This is a genomic window from Veillonella sp. VA139 (genome assembly GCF_003992005.1).
Classification (GTDB): Bacteria; Bacillota; Negativicutes; order Veillonellales; family Veillonellaceae; genus F0422.
The window spans coordinates 38,824-57,258 of sequence record NZ_RQVL01000009.1 but is presented as its reverse complement, the minus strand read 5'-3'; the positions used below and the strand labels follow the sequence as shown (position 1 = coordinate 57,258).

Genomic DNA, 18,435 nt, shown 5'->3' with positions numbered 1-18,435 from the left:
TGGTATCGTGTCACTATGGATGATTCTATTGCTTCTAGTAATAGCTTTCATCATAGCCATTCTATGTATTCCTATCACATATAGTCTGAAAGTAAGTTCGCGCAAGCCTTATGAATTTGACTTCCGATTAGAGTGGATGTACCGGGTATTAAAGGTGCATCTTGCGTATAAGCAAGGACATTCCTTGTTTAAGGAGGTCTATGTATTAGGGTCTATGAAAGTTGGTTCTGCCCGTGATTACGAAGATTGGTTAAATCGTAGAGTAAAAGAAGAACTAGAACCGTTAGCGACAGACAGTAAAGAAGATGTAAACACAAAAGAAGTACTAGACGAGCCAGATTCGTATCCGCTATCTGGATACTCAGGGCCAGAACCTGTGAAACCTGTTCGATTTGATGCGAATGGACAGGTACTGGAACCAGCAGAATCTACATCACAGCAAGAAGAAATAACAGAAGAGAAAGAAGATACAAAAGACTTACCAACCTATTGGTGGTGGAAACATGTATCAAACCCTAAACTCTATGAAGCATTGTTTACCGTTAGTAAGCAATGTGCTAGCCATGCTAGTCCTAGAGTATTCCGCTTAGAAGGGGATTTTGGAATTCCTAGACCCTATGAAATGGGTCTCATTACAGCGGCAGCTTATACCCTATGTCCAAAGCAAGTGGAGGATGTTAACTTCTCCTATACAGAGTTTGCCTATACCGGCAGCTTGGATGTGAAAGGTCATATGCAATTGGGTGTGTTTGCATTCTATGGAACTCTATTCGTAGTGAAACAAGCAGTGAGAGAATGTCTCATAGACTGCGCCAAAGCGTTTTTACAGTATCGTCGTCGTAAGCAAAGTGCAAAATAAAGAACTTTCAGAAGTTGAAGAATCATAGGAGGTCATGATGGATACTAAACTTACTAATTTAAAAGACAATTTAGAGCCTTTATTTGAACAATTTAAAGAAATGATTCGCGTGGAAACCGTAGTAGGTGAAGCTGTACAATTAGGCGATACTACGATTGTACCATTCGTTGACGTATCCCTTGGTTTAGGTGGATGCCAAAAAGCTGGTGGTGGCGGAGCAAAAGTTGAGCCAACAGCTGTCCTTGTAATCAAAGGGGAACGCATTGAATTATTCAATATCAAAGGTTCTGCTAAATATACTGGTTTCGATCGTTTAATCGGTATGGTGCCAGAAATTATCAGCAAATTGAAAAAAGATGAATATGTCTATGTAAGTGAAGATAAATAAAGCTATTATTTATTTCATTTAAATTTCATTTATTTACTGTATAGTAAGGAAACAAGGTTTGATTTGCTAAAACTAGAAAACTTTGCTATACTAAAAAAATAGTGAAAATATTTCTCATAGGGAGGGTTATACATGAATTTAACTAAAAAAATCGTAACATTAGGCGCCTTAGCGGTTGTTGGCGCTTTCACAGTATCCAATGCGGCTAACGTAGGGATTGTTAGTGAAGAGGCGGCATTTAACGGTTATAATGGACTTGGTGCTATTCAAATGCAAGTTGATAAATTGAGTGCAGAGTACAATCCTAAAGTAGAAGCTGAATTTAAAAAATTAAATAATTTAAAAACAGATGCAGAAAAGCAAGCATATTTTGATAAAAATATTCGTGGTATTCAAGAAAAATACAATCAAGAAGTATCAAAAGTATTAGCTCCATTAGATCAAAAAATTACAGCTGCAATTCAAGATATTATAAAAGAAAAGGATATCGATGTATTAGTGGCGAACCCAACATCTGTTGGTGCTGTTAAAGAAGGTAACCAAGTTATCGATTTAACTCCAGACGTAATTGCACGCATCAATAAATAAGATATAAAAAGCCCCTAGGTCATGTGACCTAGGGGTTATTTTTATTTATGAATGAGATTCACAATAAACTCGCTATCTTCCACCAATGTAGCTTGGATGTAGTTGTTGCCGTCGAAGTGCAATACTTCACCTGGTGTTAAGATATGGGATTCTGTGTCGTTAAGGAATACGTTTACTTTACCTTTTACCACAGTGAAGATCACGTTAGCCTCTGGGTGATTGTGTTTTTCTACTTTGTCACCAGCGACACCGCCTTTTTTCACGATTTTGTAATTAGGACCATCAAAAATTAAACCTAGTTCTTGTTTTACAGTTCCTGCCATAGTAGAACCTCCTATTCTGGGGACTTTCACAGGGGTGAAAGTCAATACCAACAGCGGTTGTGCTGTTCTAATAATATAAAAAGGGTTTAGCTACTTAGCTTTTTGCAATTGTATATACAGGAATATCACCATCAAGGTTCACATTGAATGCGAAGTCCGGTGCTACGTGACTCACGAAAGCGCTGAACCATGCTTGGAAGGCAGCGGCCATAATAATTGGATTTACGCCGGCTGTTTTCCAATAGGAAATTTGATTTTGGTGATTTCCGTACCAACTAAAGGTAGTATCAGTTTGCTCGATGATAGTATCGCTTGGGTCACAAGGCATGCCGTTCACGTAGTAGTCTTGCATTACTGTGTAAATGGCAGGTGCTGTTTGAGCAGTCAATTTTTCTTTTGCTTCTGTACCGCACATTGCGCCTTGTTTGATGAACGCTTCTAATACTGCATCGATACCGTCATCTCCGCCACAATCCGTTAAATCTTTGATGAAAGTAGCTTCGCGAACGGAAGAGGTTTGCAATTGGTTTTGCAACCAACCGTGGATGTTGTTGTGGTCGATGATGCGGTCTAATTGACGATCTGGAGGAATTGGTTTTCCATATAAATCGATAGCTGTTGCATATAACTCATCGGCTAAGTCGTCGAGGCGACTTTGTGCCTCTTTCTTAATAATTTGTTCACGTTCAGCGATAAGCTGAATTTTTTTGTATAACCAGAAATGAATGTGTCCCAGTACTGCTGACATGTTAAGCTCCTTTTCGTGCGACTTCTAATTTGGAAACAAGTTCATCCACATCCATGCCGTGAATGCTAGCGGCTTGCCATAATGGTTCCCCCGTGGAGGAAGGACAGCCTAGACAACCCATACCGATGGATTGCAACACAGGCACCGTTTGTGGATACATATCTATAATATCACGAATGATGGAATCTTTTGTAATAGCAATTTCAGATACATTGCGACCTGCATTGAGTTTTGCTACTAATTCATCGATGTCCATACCGTGGATATTTGCCGCTTGCCATAAAGGTTCCCCAGTAGAAGAAGGGCAGCCAAGGCAACCCATGCCCATGGATTGCAAGATAGGAATCAATTCTGGATATACTTCGACGATATGACGAACGATAGTATCTTTTGTAATGAGTTGTCCTGGTGAAAGTGGTGTGGCCCCTTTGTCATTAGTTGGCGTAGTCGCTTCTGCAAGACCTGCATTGCCTTGACCCGGTAATTTGACCACTGGTTCTGCAGAGGCTTTAGCAGTAACTGTTGGGGAATCCACTGTATCTAATACGGCAGCTCGGAATGCATCAAGACCGATGCGGTCAATGAATTGACCCATACGCTCGATTTGCGCATTTTCTTTATAGTACGTAATCATGCGATCGATGATAGTAAGTACTTCCTCTTCAGTAGCTACCTCTGTGATTAAATCACCTAAGCGTGGATGAGCGCCAGCGCTACCACCTGCATAGATTTGCCAGCCTTGGTCATTGCCGATCACGCCGATATCCTTTGTAATAGCTTCAGAGCAAGAGTTAGGACAGCCAGATACGCCAATTTTCATTTTAGAAGGCATTTCTTTAGAGATGTATTTTCGTTCTAATTGCATGCCTAAATGTACGCTATCCTGTTTCGCACGTTTACAGAATGTTGTACCAGGGCAGACTTTCACAGAACGAACACGATTGGATACGGTGTGCGCTGGTTCCATGCCGAGCATGGCCCATGCTTTGTCCACATCTTCTGCGTTTAGGTTGGTAATCATGATGCGTTGAGCACCTGTAATTTTCAAAGTTGCATGGAATGTGTTTGCCACGTCGATAAATTTTTGTAACATTTGTGGTTGTACGAAACCACCAGGTATACGAGGGGTAATCGCGTACGTGCGTTTCCCGTTGCGGATACGTTGTAAATTGCCTGCCACTTGTGCCATGTGTATCTCCTTAAAATTGAGTAAATGTTGTTCATGTTTATGTATGAAAGTAGGCATTGTTCCTAATGTAGATGATATTGGATAGCCATAAGGTATCTGTTCAATCTATGAAAGGAATGTATACCTATTTGTAAGTTATGTAGTAGTATGTATAAAATTATAGCAAGTATTTTGCATCAAATTGTGTTAGTGTACAGTTCTAGGAAAATAAATTATATAATTGTTATACATGACTAGGCGAAAGCCTATGCTCTTAGTATACTATAAGAAGTGGTTCTTGTATGTAGCTGAGGCAACGAATTTTATTCACAAACTATACACGGCTTATACACGGAATAAATTAAGTTACACACAGATTTATCCACAAAAAGTGATTAAGTAAAAAGAAAAATAAAAATCGAAGTAAGTTACTCTTAGTATACACACAGTTCATACACAGGTTACTCACATAGTTATACACATGCCAAAGGATAGCAAGTGAATAACCAAGGGATTACACACAATATAGACACAGGATACCCACATGGTTATCCACAGAATAGTGTATATGTTGCTGTAATTACATAGGTGTGGGTTGGATCATGATAGTACTCTGATGAAGTAATCGTGTGTGCAAATGCGTCATATATGTATAGTGTTTATTATGTGTCAGGAAATTGTAGGTTAGATTTATAAATGAATTTTATAATATATTAATCTTGATATATATAATATATTAATCTAGTTAGAAATAAGGGATAGTATGAAAGTATTATATGAAAATGTACAGGTTGCTACTTTTGTAGAGCGACCGAATCGATTTGTGGTCCATTTAGAATTACAGGGACAGATGATTGCAGCTCACTTGCCGAATCCAGGTCGTATGTGGGAGCTCCTCTTTGTAGGGGTGAAGATGTATGTGGTGCATCATCCAAAAGAAGGTGCGAAAACGCAATATCGTGTCATCGGTATTGAACGTGATGGTGTGCCTATCATGTTAGACACCAATTATTGTAATGACATAGCGGAGTACATGATCGCTGAACAACTCATTCCAGGATGGGAAGAATGGCGTGTGCTACGACGAGAGTACACAGTGGGTCATAGTCGTTTTGACTTGCTACTGACCAATGATAAAGAAGAACGCTTTTTATTAGAAGTGAAGTCCTGTACCTTATTTGGTGATCAAGGAGCCATGTTCCCTGATGCGGTGACAGAAAGAGGTCGAAAACATTTGTTGCATCTCCAAGAGTTACAACAAGAAGGATATCGTACGGGGATTCTGTTCTTAGTGCAGTGGGAACGAGCTCTGTGGTTTTCTCCAGACTTTCACACGGATTTGGAGTTTACGAAGACATTTATTGAGGTAGCGCCACAATTAGACTGGAAGGCTATGGCGTTACAGTGGACTCCAGAGTTTAATCGACCTAAGGTGGTGCGAGAATGTTTGTATCATGATGAGGCTGTGCGTCGAGAAGCGGAAGATCGAGGGGACTACCTCATGGTGTTGCAGGTAGAAGAGCCAGTGACCGTAACCATCGGCAGTAAGGGCGATATGCACTTTGATCCAGGGTATTATGTGTATGTAGGTTCAGCGAAGGCAAATTTAGAAAAACGCATAGAACGTCATAAACGGAAACGGAAACAGAAACATTGGCATTTAGATTATTTGCGAAGTGTCAGTACTGTTGTGGCAGCCTTACCGATTCGTAGCTCCAGTGATTTAGAATGTGAATTGGCGAAGGCAATGAAGGCGATTAGTGTAGATGAGGTGAAAGGCTTTGGTTGCAGTGATTGTCATTGTACGTCACACCTATTCAAAATGGATGTGAATCCTATCCATGATGAATGCTTTATGATCGAGGTGGTGGAGCACTTCCGTATGAATCGATTAAATGAAGCCATGCTAAGCCAATAAGGGGAGATTCAAAGGAATAATTATACAGGATATACTTTCACAAGCATTCAAATTTGAGTGTATTGAAATTTTCATGTAAAAAGATAGAAAAAAAGTGCATAAAATGGTATAATGGATTAGTTATATAATCAGTATTGTAAAATGAGGTGATACAATGGAGGAAAAGGCTTGGAGTCATGGCAAAATTTTGCCGGTCCAAATCGATAAAGAAATGCGCAGTTCCTACATCGATTACGCCATGAGCGTTATCGTTATGCGCGCCCTTCCAGATGTACGTGATGGGTTGAAACCTGTGCATCGTCGTATTCTATATGCGATGCATGAAACAGGCATGACACCGTCGAAACCGTACAAAAAATCGGCTCGTATCGTCGGCGACGTACTTGGTAAATACCATCCACATGGTGATAGCTCTGTGTACGACGCAACGGTGCGCTTGGCCCAAGATTTTAATACAAGATATCCACTGGTGGATGGTCATGGTAACTTCGGTTCCATCGACGGCGACTCTGCTGCGGCTATGCGGTATACAGAAGTTCGTATGTCTCGTATTGCTACAGAAATGCTCGCAGATATCGAGAAGAAAACAGTGGACTTCATGCCGAACTATGACGAATCTTTGGAAGAACCAACTGTGCTTCCTGCAAAGATTCCAAATTTGTTGATCAATGGTTCCGCCGGCATTGCCGTGGGGATGGCGACGAACATTCCGCCTCACAACTTAGGGGAAGTGGTAGATGGTCTTGTGATGCTCATCGACGACCCAGAAGTGGATGTGAACCAATTGATGACGGCTATCAAAGGCCCAGACTTCCCAACAGGAGCGTCCATCCTTGGTCGTGAGGGTATTAAAAAAGCCTATGCCACAGGTCGTGGTAGCATCAAAATGCGCGCGAAAGCTCACATTGAGGCTATGACGAAAGGCAAACACCGTATCGTGGTCACAGAAATTCCATATCAAGTGAACAAAGCGCGCTTAATTGCAACGATTGCAGATTTAAGCCGTGATAAAGTGGTGGACGGTATCACCGCTCTTCGTGATGAAAGTGACCGCCGTGGTCTTCGTATCGTCATCGAATTGCGTGCTGACGTGCAACCAGACATCGTGTTGAATAAACTATATAAACACACACAATTACAAGATACATTCGGCGTGATTATGTTGGCATTGGTGAAAGGTCATCCAAAAGTATTGACTTTGAAAGAAGTACTAGGTCATTATTTAACGCACCGTCAAGAAGTCATCGTACGCCGTACAGAGTTCGACTTAGCGAAAGCAGAAGCTCGTGCCCACGTATTGGAAGGCTTGTTGATTGCTTTAGATCACATTGATGAAGTCATCCACACCATCCGCAGCTCTCAAACTACAGATATTGCTCGCACTGCTTTGATTGAAAAGTTCAGCCTTACTGAAATTCAAGCGAACGCCATCTTAGATATGCGGTTAGCTCGTTTAACAGGTTTGGAACGTGAAAAAATCGAAGAAGAACATGCCGCATTATTGGTGTTGATTGCGGATTTGAAAGCCATCTTAGCCTCCGATGCACGTCAACGTGACATCATTAAAGAAGAGTTAATCGCTATGAAAGAAAAATATGGCGACAAACGTCGTAGTGAAATCACTATCGACACCTCTGATTTCGATGTGGAAGATTTAATTGCTGACGAAGAAATGGTCATCACTTTAACTCGTCAAGGTTATATCAAACGCATGAATGCTAATGTGTACCGCAACCAACATAAAGGCGGCGTCGGCGTTGTGGGTATGAAAACGAAGGAAGACGATTATGTGGCGCAAATTATGCATGTGCGCACTCATAATACCTTGTTGTTCTTCACATCCACAGGTCGTGCGTACCGCTTGAAAGCCTACGAAGTGCCAGAAGCATCTAGCCGTAACTCTCGTGGGACAGCCATCATCAATGTACTTCCGCTCAACGTAGGGGAAACAGTGACGAACATGATTGATTTAGAACGCATCTCTAGCGATGTGAACTTGTTCATGGTTACAAAACAGGGAGTGGTGAAACGCACATCCATCGATGAATACCGTAACATTCGCCGTGGTGGTTTGAATGCAGTGGCATTGGACGAAGGGGATCAGTTGATCTCTGTAGGCTTGACCTATGGCAACCAAGATGTATTGCTAGGTACGAAAAAAGGTATGGCCATTCGTTTCCATGAAAGTGACGTACGTTTGTTAAAACGTGCCGCTCGTGGGGTGAAAGGTATCAACCTCAACGCTGGTGACGAAGTGGTAGGTGCTAGTATCATCCACGGTACTGGCGAAGAATGTCAAGTATTCACCATCAGTGAAGAAGGCTATGGCAAACGTAATGTGGAAAGCTCCTACACAGTGCAAAAACGTGGTGGCAAAGGAACGAAAAACTTTAAAATCACGGACAAAACTGGGGAAGTAGTAGCTGTAGAAATCGTGAATGACAACGATGAAATGATGCTGATTTCCGAACAAGGGAAGATTATTCGCTTTGATGTGAACGACATTGCCGTGAAGAAAAGTAAAGCCATTTCTGGCGTGAAAACACAAAACTTAGACGAAGGGGATAAAATTGCCTCTGTAGCGGTTATCTCTGGAGAAGAGTTAAAAGAAGACGAAAGCTTATTTTAAATCGTCACTTGTTTCGCTATGTAGCCTGTGGCGTTCTTAACTGAATAGGATAAAGGGAGGAGCACGGTATACCCCTCACAAACGGTATTTCATAATGTTTGTTCGGGGCACACCGTGCTCTTCTTGTGTTTGCCTAATTTAGGTAGAAAGGAGCGCCACAAGGCTACTACTCGAAATGGCGTTCCTCAAGGGGATTAAGGAACATGTCGTGCTCTTCTTGCGTTTGTGGAATTTTGCCAGATAAGGGGGCAAGAAAGTCCGATCCTACAATGGCGCTTTACGAAGAGGGAAGATACTAGGGGATTCTATGTTTACCTTTACTTTAAGTTGTGATACAATATGGTTAGCTAAAACAACAAGGTAAGTCTAGCAAAGATTACACCAAAAAAGCACAGGGCGGCAACCCTGTGCTTTTTCTTTGCCGTTTATATTACGGCTTTGGCTAGTCACTATTTGTTGTTACTATCTAGCCATTTGCAAATGTTGTAGCTGATTACATTCGCCATGATAGTAACAAACAACAAGATTAGAAAGTCTATTAATAAAAACACCCCCTTTCCGTCACGGAATGGGATTATAGTGACAAGTTTATTATATCAAATTTTAATACAAAATAAATAAAAATCACGAAATGTAAATGCTATACTCTTCCTGCATTGAATTTTATCGATGAATAGCATATAATAGTAATGTTATATCATACAATCAGTGTATTAGGAGGCGAGTCCTATTTTAGACTTTAAGCGTTTTACCTTAGAAGATAAGCCCCGTATTGATGCGTATTTCTCGGAGCATCATTATGAAGCGTCAGATAATAGTTTTACTACTTTATTTATGTGGCAAGATATTTATGGCATTACTTGGGCAGAAGAAGAAGGTGTATTATTTATTAAAGGTGGTGGAGTGACGGAATCTCCGTTTATGTTACCGCCGTTTGCTGGAAAAGACGCCAAGTTTGTAGATGGATTACAAATGGCGAAAGAGTGGTTCAAGGAGAACCAAATTCCATTTTTATTAAAAGGTGTTAATCCAATCATGATGGAACGGATGCAAAAGTTGTGTCCAGATTGCTATGAATTTACACCTGATCGTGATAACTTTGAATATATCTATCGTACAGAAGATATGATTACTTTAGCGGGTAAAAAGTTACGTCAAAAGAAAAATCATTTAAATCAATTCCGTATGCAATATTCTAATTATGAATATATGCCTATTGATGAAAATACGATTCCTCTCTGTCGTGAAGCGGCAGCGCAATGGGTGGAAACACATCATGAAGAAGGCATCGAAGATGAACTAACCGCTATTAACTTGCTCTTCGATCATTGGGATGCATTGGGCCTTGTGGGCGGATGCATTAAACTGTTCGGACGAGTAGAGGCTTTCACCATTGGGGAAATGTTGAATGAGCATATGGCGCTCATTCATATTGAGAAAGCAAATCCAACCATCCGTGGTTTGTACCAAGCTATTAATAATGAATTTATTCGTCATGAATTTGTGGACACGAAGTTTATCAATCGTGAAGAAGATATGGGATTACCAGGGCTTCGCATGGCGAAAGAATCGTACAACCCAGATCATTTTGCAGAAAAATATGATGCTCGTTGTGCCAAACAAGGTGCTTGCGAGGGTAATGCGTAACAGACATGGTATAATTCCTAGGAACACATAGTAGGTTCCTAGGAGTTTTATTTTCTTTCTAGTTAAGGAAACGCTTGCCCTTGGCGATGTAACCTGCGTTCGCTTGTTAATACTGTGCAAGACGGTCAAGGTCTATCAGGACCAAGTAGTAACGGGATTAATGTAGATAATGAAAGGAGCCAATATGACCTATTTTTGGGAAGGATTACTGATCGGGTTTGCTGTGTTGGCGCCCATAGGGATGCAGAATCTATTTATCATTAATACAGCATTGGTACAAAAGGTATCACGCATTATCACCACCATTTTAATCGTGGCATTTTTCGACCTTACCTTGAGCGTGTCAGCCTTTTATGGCATTGGTGCCATCTTTGATATATGGCCATTTTTGAAAGGCATTGTTTTATTGCTAGGTGGGGCGGTTATCTTTTATATGGGCTATACTGTGTTTAATTCGGAACCGAATGTATCCCATGTGGATACGAATGTGACCATCTGGAATATTGTGACCACTGCCTTTGCGGTGGCATGGCTGAATCCGCAGGCACTGATCGATGTGACGATGATGTTCGGTGCTGTGAAAGCCAGCATTCCAGAAGAAGCATCTCTCTATTTCTTGTTGGGATACATCGTGTCTGCCTTTGCTTGGTTTGGGGCGTTGTCAATGATTATTCACAAATTATCAAAGCGCATCAAGATTTCGCAACTCGTATGGATTAACCGTATCTGTGGGTTGATTTTATTCGGATATGGAGCAAAATTGTTTTTGGATGGAGTGTTACTGTATATATAAACTTTCACAAAAGGGTCTAGCAGTAGGCCCTTATTTTTTTATATAATATATAGAATGAAGTATTCGAACTGTTTTCTATGTACCATAGCGATGGAAGAGGGATTATTTTGAAATTTAGAATTGCCAAAGAGTCAGATACAAAAGAAGTAAAACGTTTGTGGTCCTATTGTTTTGAACCAGAAGATCATCCATTTTTTAAATACTATTTCGATACGGCCTATGAACCAGAGAATACGATGGTGGGCATTGATCGTAGTTACTTGGTGAGTACCGTTCATTTACGACAAAATACTATTCGTGTTCGTGGTGTGGATTTGCCGATGTCTTACATGGTAGGGGTTGCCACAGATCCGATTGTACGACGCAGTGGGGTTGGTAAAAAATTACTGAAAGCAGCCTTAGGGGAATTGAAAGAACGTGGCCAGGGCATAACCATTTTAATGCCATCTTCTGCAGGATTTTATCAAAACTATGGCTGGGATTTGTACGCTCATCAATGGGTACAAACCATGAAATTAGATGAGTTAGCCCCTCTGTTAAAGAAACTAGACAAAACCTTATCCTTTGGCATGTTGCGTTCCCCACGAGAATGGAAACGCTTAGCAGGCGTTTATGAAACGTATACAAAACCATTGTCCGGCTATGCAGTACGAAAAGAAAAAGAATGGGTTCGCCTATTGGAATCCATTTTTGCAGAAGGCGTGCAAGTAGGATATGTAAAAAATGATTCTGGACAATTAGAAGGCTATTGTTTCTATCGCTTAGGAAATCCTGAAATCGGGGTGAGCGAGTTTGTGTATACTACTCGCCGTGCGCAAAAAGCATTGCTGAACTTCTTGTACAACCATCGCTCCCAAGGTGACAGCGTACGTTGGAATGAAGGTATGATTGACCAAGGCTACATCTTTCATACGGATGGAAAAACGGGACACAGTACGATGCCATTTATGATGAGTCGTATCGTAGACGTAAAATTGGCTATGGAAAGCATTCCCGTACCAGTGGCATTAGAAGGGGCCATCCAATTCGGTGTGAAAGACCCATTATGCGAGTGGAACCACGGCACCTATGTGGTGTCCTATAAAGAGGGGAAAGCACAAGTGGTGAAACATAAAGAACATGTAGATATCAATGCAAAATTAGTATTCTCCGTAGGGGCTTTAAGCTTATTACTCATGGGACGTATGAGTGCTACGGAACTTGCTTTTGAAGACACACTAGAAGGACCAGATGATATATTAGAAGTGTTAAATCGGGCCTACCCAAGACAACATACGTATATTAATGAATGGTGGTAAGACAATGACGACACAAGTAGATAAAAAAGATTGGCGCTTTCCATCCAACGATAATGGACAAATTTATGGCATAGCAGATTCTGGAGTGGAGACCTTTAACGGGTCTCCAATTACTTCATTGGCGCGAGAAATTTGTCAAAACTCATTAGATGCTAGCGATGGCAGCAAAGAACCAGTATGCGTTGAGTTTAATGCCTTTTCGATTCCCACTAATGACATACCAGGTATCGAATCCTTACAGGATGCCTTTCAGAGAGGATACCAATTTTGGTCTATCCAGCAATCTGACAAGGCTCGCAAGTTTTACAGAACCGCTATAGATGCCACTCATGAAATGATGATGACCTGTTTGCGCATAAGTGACTTCCATACAACGGGTCTGACGGGGGCTAAGGACACCTATAATTCACCTTGGTGTAATTTGATAAAATCTTCTGGTGCTTCCGATAAAAGTGGCACCAAAGGGGGCTCCTTCGGGATTGGTAAGTTTGCTCCCTATGCATGCTCTAGATTGCGCACAGTGCTCTATAGTACGGTAGCAAAAGATGGTATCTCTGCCTATCAAGGAGTGTCTCGCCTAACTTCCTTTGCACAAGAGGACGGAAGTATTACGCAAGGTACAGGCTTTTATGGACAGGATAAAAATACACCGGTTTGGGAATCCTATTCCTTAGATCCAGATTTTACACGCTCTTCCGATTGCTATGGTACCGATGTGTTTGTGGTGGGCTTTCATAGTTTTGCCCATTGGGAAGAAGATATGATTGGCGCTATCCTTGACGGATTCCTCTATGCCATATTATCAGGCACCTTAATTGTGAAAGTAGGAAAGCAAGAAATCTCGAAAGAGACCTTACCTATACTCATCGACCGCTATGAAGAACGAAAAATTGAACGTCCCGACCTTAGAAAAGGCTATGCCGATGTGTATTACCGTGTATTGACTGGCGACGAAGAAACATGCCCTACGTTTACAATGATGGTGGACAAACCAGGCATGCGAGGAGAGTTACAATTACGGCTGATGATTCATGAAGACTTACAAACATGTCGGCGTGTGGCGATGATTCGTGAAACAGGTATGAAAATTCTAGATAAAGATCGTATCAACGGGGTCATCCCTTTTGGCGGAACCGTATACATTAAAGGGCAAGAACTCAACGGATATTTACGCAATTTAGAAAACCCACAACACATGGAATGGGAAGTAGAACGGGCAGATAGACCAGAAGAGGCACGGAAGTTACTGTCTTCTTTCACGAAGTTTATTAAAGAACAGTTGAAGAACTTGCAAAGTGAAGATGTACAAGATAGTTTGGACCCAGCCGTAGGGGAACTGTTGCCAGCCATTGAAACGGGAGGGAACGAGAAACAGCAGGTAGACCACGTGTCGGATCGGATTCGACACATTGAGGTAAACAAGCAAAAACCGCTAGTTACGAAGAGCCGCAAAAAGGGGGATGACCCTTTATTTGAAGATTATGAAATGCACAAAGAAGCGCAGACCCAACAATTAGAAGGAGGACTCGGTCAAAAGCGGATTACACGACAACGGAGACAGCGGACAGTGGCGCCTACTCGCACAGGAGATAGACAACTGACGGCACAAAAGCGCGTTTCCGTGATTCCTTTCAAACGGTCTAGAATCATCTGCTTAAACCGCAAAGAAGGTATTTACCAGATTGTGTTTGTGCCCACCGTGCACGCTCAGAATGGCATGATGGATGTATTTATGGTGGCAGAAAGCAGTCATTATCGGGCGAACCTACTAGAGGTGGATTGCACAGGGAACTCCAATTGCTATATGGAAGGAAATCGCATTCGTGGATTGCTATTTGTGAAAGATAAACCTATGCGAATTACGGTTCGCATCGATTATAAAGACTTCTGTTCGATGGAGGTAGTGGCCTATGGAAATAAGACAAAAGCTGTATCCGTATCCGGTTTTAGCAAACTATTCCGATGATTATGTGGACAGTTCCTTTCAAGTAGATATACAGCTTGCCAACGATGGATATGATGTGAAAGTCACATTAGATGCGAATTTATCTTGCTCAGCCTTGGATGCACTCATCTTTGAAGGGCGTGCCGTCTATGCGTATCATTTTGAATGTGCGCAGACTGGGTTTCGCCGTGTCTATGAATCGAGAGAACGGTCATTACAATGTTTGTTGCTAGATAAGGAAATCAATGGTCGTTTAGAAATTTGTACATTTATCGTGGCGAAAGAAGATATTCCTAATTATACATCGTCGAACTTTCACGAAGATTATGTAGGGCAATCCTTTGAAATCGAGGAAGGTTGCATCCTTGCTGTAGGGGATACCTTTGATACAGATATTGAAAAAGTAGTGGACGATCTGAGTAATACGCCGTCTATTTTTACGATTACGAAACATCCTGATGAAAGTTATCAACATATGGTGGTGGATTATGAACAACAAAAAATTATTATTAAATTGCCAGTTCATGATTATATGAGTTATAAAGCCATCTTTGGGAATGTGTCTATGCGTAACGTGTTGCACTCTATGACAATCATTCCAGCCCTTATCTATGTACTGTCGGAATTGAAACAAATGCGCGTGGAAGAACGGATGGACTATGATGATAAAATTTGGTATCGTACCATTCGCAGTGTGTTGAAACGAAGTTTTGATTGTTTATTGGAAAGCGATGCCTTTGAGGAATATTCTATGATGGAGTTAGCTCAGAAAATGTTGCATAATCCTATTTCAGGGGCTTTCAGTACCCTGGTATACGGATTGGATTCGATAGGAGACGATGAACTATGAAATTAGAATTAATCTCCCAAGACAGCATTGATATTATTAAGAGTAATTTAGAAATTTGGAAGCCACGATTTGATGCGGATGATGCCAGCTGGTTAGAGGAAAAGCTAGAAGGTATGCTTTTTTTACCAACCTCCTATGAGGACATCCCAGACTTTGAAGTGATTGTGGACGGAGAAAATCCTTTTGCCACAGAAGCGAAAAATGTGGAAATTGTGTATGGTAACTTACAGTTTTTGACAGACTCCCAAGCGTCAGACGAACGGCTGTGGGCTGGCTTAGGACTCGGTCATTTTTGGAACTATATTAAATATCGTTGGAATATTGACGGACAATCCTCAGTGGATACCATACGGAATCATTTCTTCTTTGGCATGGGACCACGGGTATCGTTGACTCGACAAGGGGTGGCTCGATTGTGGTGGATTGGACGATTGACCTATGATGGGCAACGAACGGACCCTTTTGAGCTCACAAAACTAGTATGCGAACAAGCTAGCTTTATCACAGATATATTAGAGCGTAATACATCCAACAACCCACGCATCGTCCATGCCTTCCTAGATGCCTTGTTGGCCCTTCGAGGCGAAGGCATTACCATCACCGCAGAATTAGTACGAGAGCTTAGTAAGTATCTTAACGTGTTAGGCGGGACCTATCTCTTGGACTGCTTATCACCTGAAAAAATCATACTGAAAGTCACAGAAAAAGGCCGAGACATAGCGGAAAAGAGTGAGACAACATAAACAATGAAAAAAGCGAACCATAAGAAGGGGTTCGCTTTTTAATTTTTCTATTGATCTTATGTATAAGAGATGATAGAGTGCTCTTAATAGTACAGTAGATATATGACAATGGAGAAGATTAGCTGTAAATATGATGAATGAAGTATCGCTGTGAAGGAGATTCTGTGATAAAATAAGTATATATATTCCCTTTTATAACTTTGTGGTGTAAGAGAAAATTTTTTGAAGAATAAATTGCGGCGCGCCGCAATTTATATTACAGGAGATAACTATGTTAAAGTGTGCCTCTTTTTTTGCCGGCGTTGGTGGCATAGATTTTGGCTTTGAAGATATTTGTAAAACTATATATGCCAATGAATTTGATGAGAAAGCAAGAATTACATTTGAACATAACTTTGACCTTACTGTGGATGGTCGAGATATTCGTGATGTAAAAGCTGAGGATGTGCCAGATGTAGATATTATTTTAGGAGGCTTTCCTTGCCAAGCATTTTCGGTTGCAGGATACCGTGAGGGCTTTCAAGATAAAAAAGGTCGAGGTGATTTATTTTTTGAGTTAGCTCGAATTATTGAAGCCAAGAGACCTAAGATAGTATTCTTGGAAAATGTGAAAAACTTAGTAGGACATGACAATGGAAATACATTCAGAGTCATCTTAGATACATTACAAAATCTAGGGTATACGGTAAAGTATCAAGTGCTCAATGGTATGACATATGGTAATGTCCCACAAAACCGAGAGCGGATATACATAATCGGTTTTTTAGATAAGGAAGTAGCTCAAAAGTTTATGTTTCCACAATCGATTCCATTAGAAAAGAGTATAAAGGATATCATCGATCATGAGGAAATGGATGAGAGTTTATTTTATACAGATAAAAAGTGTAATTTCTATGATGTACTAGAAGAATCTATGACAAAGACTGATACGGTATATCAATGGCGTCGTAAATATGTGAGAGAGAACAAGTCCAATGTGTGCCCTACATTGACAGCCAATATGGGAACAGGTGGACATAATGTGCCTTTAGTTAAGACTCGTAAAGGAATACGGAAACTTTCTCCAAAGGAATGCTTTTTATTTCAAGGTTTTCCAGAAGATTTCCGATTACCAGATATGGCAAAATCACATTTATATAAACAAGCGGGCAATAGTGTGGTTGTACCAGTAGTTCGTAGAATTGCAGAAGAGATACAAAAAGCGATGTAAGGTAGGTGATAGTATGTCAGTATGGGAGCGATATCCAAAGAAACAACGAGACGAATATATTCATTTTTTAAAGGTCTATGGAGCCTTATCAAATTTGTTTAGGCAGAAACAAGGAGATATGATTCCCTATTTAGATTCTAAGTTTCAAGAAACGATTTTTGCAAGAGTATTTCAGGCGCAAAATGTAGATATTGGAAATACCCCACACGATATACTATCCGTGTTTAGTGATTTGCGTGTAGGCATTGGTTTAAAAACGTGGATGCATAGTAAACCATCTTATCAAAAGGTTATGCAACTAAAAAGTTATAAGTCAGAAATTGATGCTGCTCTGCGCACGGATAATCTGTTACACATCGCAACGACTATATCGATGATTAAAAATGATAGAATGCAGTCAGATTATTATCGCCTAGGTTTAACAAATGGTAATAATATTTACCATTATGTAACAAGAGATTATGGAAAGTTTGTCATACAAGAGTGTTCTTATACTTTGGTAGATTTAGATAATCTCTGTGATTTTGAAAAAACTTCTACATCCTTCTCGTGGTCTGACGGACTTAAGAAATATAAATATACTTATGGAGATTCTCAGATTTTTCAATTCTTTGGTATGAATGAGCCTGAAACAGAGGTTGTAGAAGAGTTTAAAGTAGATATTATTGACGATCCATTTGAATTTTTAGTTGATTCTTATAAAAATGTCAACTTTGTTAAAGAGGGGGGGAATGCTCTATACCAAGAAGTATTCTTACCGTTATATTCGTATCGAACAAAAGAAGTAGAAGAAAAATCAGGCTTAAATGCGTGGAATGCTGCACCTAAATGTAAAGGGGCTAACACACTTAGACCGGTACGAGAGATTTATGTTCCCATTCCAAAGGAATTTCATAAAAAATGCCCAGACTTCTTTACGGATAATATTTTTAAGTTTGAAGAACAACAAAAAGCTGACGTGGTTGCGGGCAAGGAAAAACAAGACTTACGTTTTAATATTGTATTGCCAAATGGAAAAGAAATTCCAGGTCTTATTTCTCAAAGTGGAATGAAAGGGTTCCAATCTGGTAGTAGAACAGAAAAAGATGAGAATGGTGTATATTTTGGACAAGGGGCATTGGGTGAATGGTTATTAGTGGAAGTATTGGGTTTGAAAGAACGGACTCTAGTCACAAGAAAGTGGCTGGAAAAGAAAGGCACAGATTCCATTCGCTTGTGGCATAAAGATGACGATAAATCTAAAATATACATTGACTTTGCACCTATCGGAAGTTTTGAGGAATTTATGACAGGAGAAAATCCTTATGAGATAGGGGAGGGTGATTAAG

At 40.5% G+C, this 18,435-nt stretch carries 16 protein-coding genes; 13 read left to right on the top strand and 3 right to left on the bottom strand.

Annotated features, from left to right (window positions below):
- The first annotated feature begins 7 nt into the window (after nucleotides 1-7).
- The 3 genes from EO125_RS04775 to EO125_RS04765 all read left to right on the top strand — a co-directional run bounded on the left by EO125_RS04775 (nucleotide 8) and on the right by EO125_RS04765 (nucleotide 1,835).
- Complete coding sequence (locus tag EO125_RS04775; RefSeq protein WP_127147901.1) at nucleotides 8-859, top strand: hypothetical protein; 852 nt, start codon at nucleotides 8-10, stop codon at nucleotides 857-859.
- 37 nt (nucleotides 860-896) lie between these two features.
- Nucleotides 897-1,247: a GerW family sporulation protein gene (locus EO125_RS04770; RefSeq protein WP_127147900.1), complete on the top strand. Its 351-nt coding sequence runs from the start codon at nucleotides 897-899 to the stop codon at nucleotides 1,245-1,247.
- A 132-nt stretch (nucleotides 1,248-1,379) separates the two neighbouring features.
- Nucleotides 1,380-1,835, top strand: a complete 456-nt coding sequence (locus EO125_RS04765; protein WP_127147899.1) for an OmpH family outer membrane protein — start codon at nucleotides 1,380-1,382, stop codon at nucleotides 1,833-1,835.
- A gap of 41 nt (nucleotides 1,836-1,876) precedes the next feature.
- On the opposite strand, the gene EO125_RS04760 is transcribed toward EO125_RS04765, so the two are convergent.
- The 3 genes from EO125_RS04760 to EO125_RS04750 all read right to left on the bottom strand — a co-directional run bounded on the left by EO125_RS04760 (nucleotide 1,877) and on the right by EO125_RS04750 (nucleotide 4,095).
- On the bottom strand, nucleotides 1,877-2,158 hold the full coding sequence (locus EO125_RS04760; RefSeq protein ID WP_127009669.1) for a cupin domain-containing protein: 282 nt from the start codon (nucleotides 2,156-2,158) through the stop codon (nucleotides 1,877-1,879).
- A gap of 94 nt (nucleotides 2,159-2,252) precedes the next feature.
- Nucleotides 2,253-2,906: a hypothetical protein gene (locus EO125_RS04755; protein ID WP_126938068.1), complete on the bottom strand. Its 654-nt coding sequence runs from the start codon at nucleotides 2,904-2,906 to the stop codon at nucleotides 2,253-2,255.
- Nucleotide 2,907: 1 nt separating this feature from the next.
- Nucleotides 2,908-4,095, bottom strand: a complete 1,188-nt coding sequence (locus EO125_RS04750; protein ID WP_127147898.1) for a DUF1858 domain-containing protein — start codon at nucleotides 4,093-4,095, stop codon at nucleotides 2,908-2,910.
- 742 nt (nucleotides 4,096-4,837) lie between these two features.
- On the opposite strand from EO125_RS04750, the gene sfsA reads away from it, so the two are divergent.
- From sfsA to EO125_RS04700, 10 genes are all read left to right on the top strand, one after another.
- Complete coding sequence (gene sfsA / locus EO125_RS04745) at nucleotides 4,838-5,992, top strand: DNA/RNA nuclease SfsA (RefSeq protein WP_127147897.1); 1,155 nt, start codon at nucleotides 4,838-4,840, stop codon at nucleotides 5,990-5,992.
- A gap of 154 nt (nucleotides 5,993-6,146) precedes the next feature.
- Nucleotides 6,147-8,621 (top strand): DNA gyrase subunit A, encoded by a 2,475-nt coding sequence (gene gyrA / locus EO125_RS04740; RefSeq protein WP_127147896.1) that lies wholly within the window; start codon nucleotides 6,147-6,149, stop codon nucleotides 8,619-8,621.
- 729 nt (nucleotides 8,622-9,350) lie between these two features.
- Nucleotides 9,351-10,268, top strand: coding sequence for a DUF2156 domain-containing protein (locus EO125_RS04735; protein ID WP_127147895.1), 918 nt, complete (start codon nucleotides 9,351-9,353; stop codon nucleotides 10,266-10,268).
- A 184-nt stretch (nucleotides 10,269-10,452) separates the two neighbouring features.
- Nucleotides 10,453-11,061, top strand: a complete 609-nt coding sequence (locus EO125_RS04730; protein ID WP_127147894.1) for a LysE/ArgO family amino acid transporter — start codon at nucleotides 10,453-10,455, stop codon at nucleotides 11,059-11,061.
- A 107-nt stretch (nucleotides 11,062-11,168) separates the two neighbouring features.
- Nucleotides 11,169-12,359: an enhanced intracellular survival protein Eis gene (eis, locus tag EO125_RS04725; protein WP_127147893.1), complete on the top strand. Its 1,191-nt coding sequence runs from the start codon at nucleotides 11,169-11,171 to the stop codon at nucleotides 12,357-12,359.
- Nucleotides 12,360-12,363: 4 nt separating this feature from the next.
- Nucleotides 12,364-14,325 (top strand): hypothetical protein, encoded by a 1,962-nt coding sequence (locus EO125_RS04720; RefSeq protein WP_127147892.1) that lies wholly within the window; start codon nucleotides 12,364-12,366, stop codon nucleotides 14,323-14,325.
- Entirely contained in the window at nucleotides 14,270-15,154 is an 885-nt protein-coding gene (locus EO125_RS04715; protein WP_127147891.1) for a hypothetical protein, read from the top strand. The genes EO125_RS04720 and EO125_RS04715 overlap by 56 nt, the downstream gene beginning before the upstream one ends.
- Nucleotides 15,151-15,897, top strand: coding sequence for a DUF6339 family protein (locus EO125_RS04710; protein WP_127147890.1), 747 nt, complete (start codon nucleotides 15,151-15,153; stop codon nucleotides 15,895-15,897). The genes EO125_RS04715 and EO125_RS04710 overlap by 4 nt, the downstream gene beginning before the upstream one ends.
- A 271-nt stretch (nucleotides 15,898-16,168) precedes the next feature.
- On the top strand, nucleotides 16,169-17,107 hold the full coding sequence (locus tag EO125_RS04705) for a DNA cytosine methyltransferase (RefSeq protein WP_127147889.1): 939 nt from the start codon (nucleotides 16,169-16,171) through the stop codon (nucleotides 17,105-17,107).
- Between the two features lie 13 nt (nucleotides 17,108-17,120).
- Nucleotides 17,121-18,434: an NgoFVII family restriction endonuclease gene (locus EO125_RS04700; RefSeq protein ID WP_127147888.1), complete on the top strand. Its 1,314-nt coding sequence runs from the start codon at nucleotides 17,121-17,123 to the stop codon at nucleotides 18,432-18,434.
- Nucleotide 18,435 lies beyond the last annotated feature (1 nt).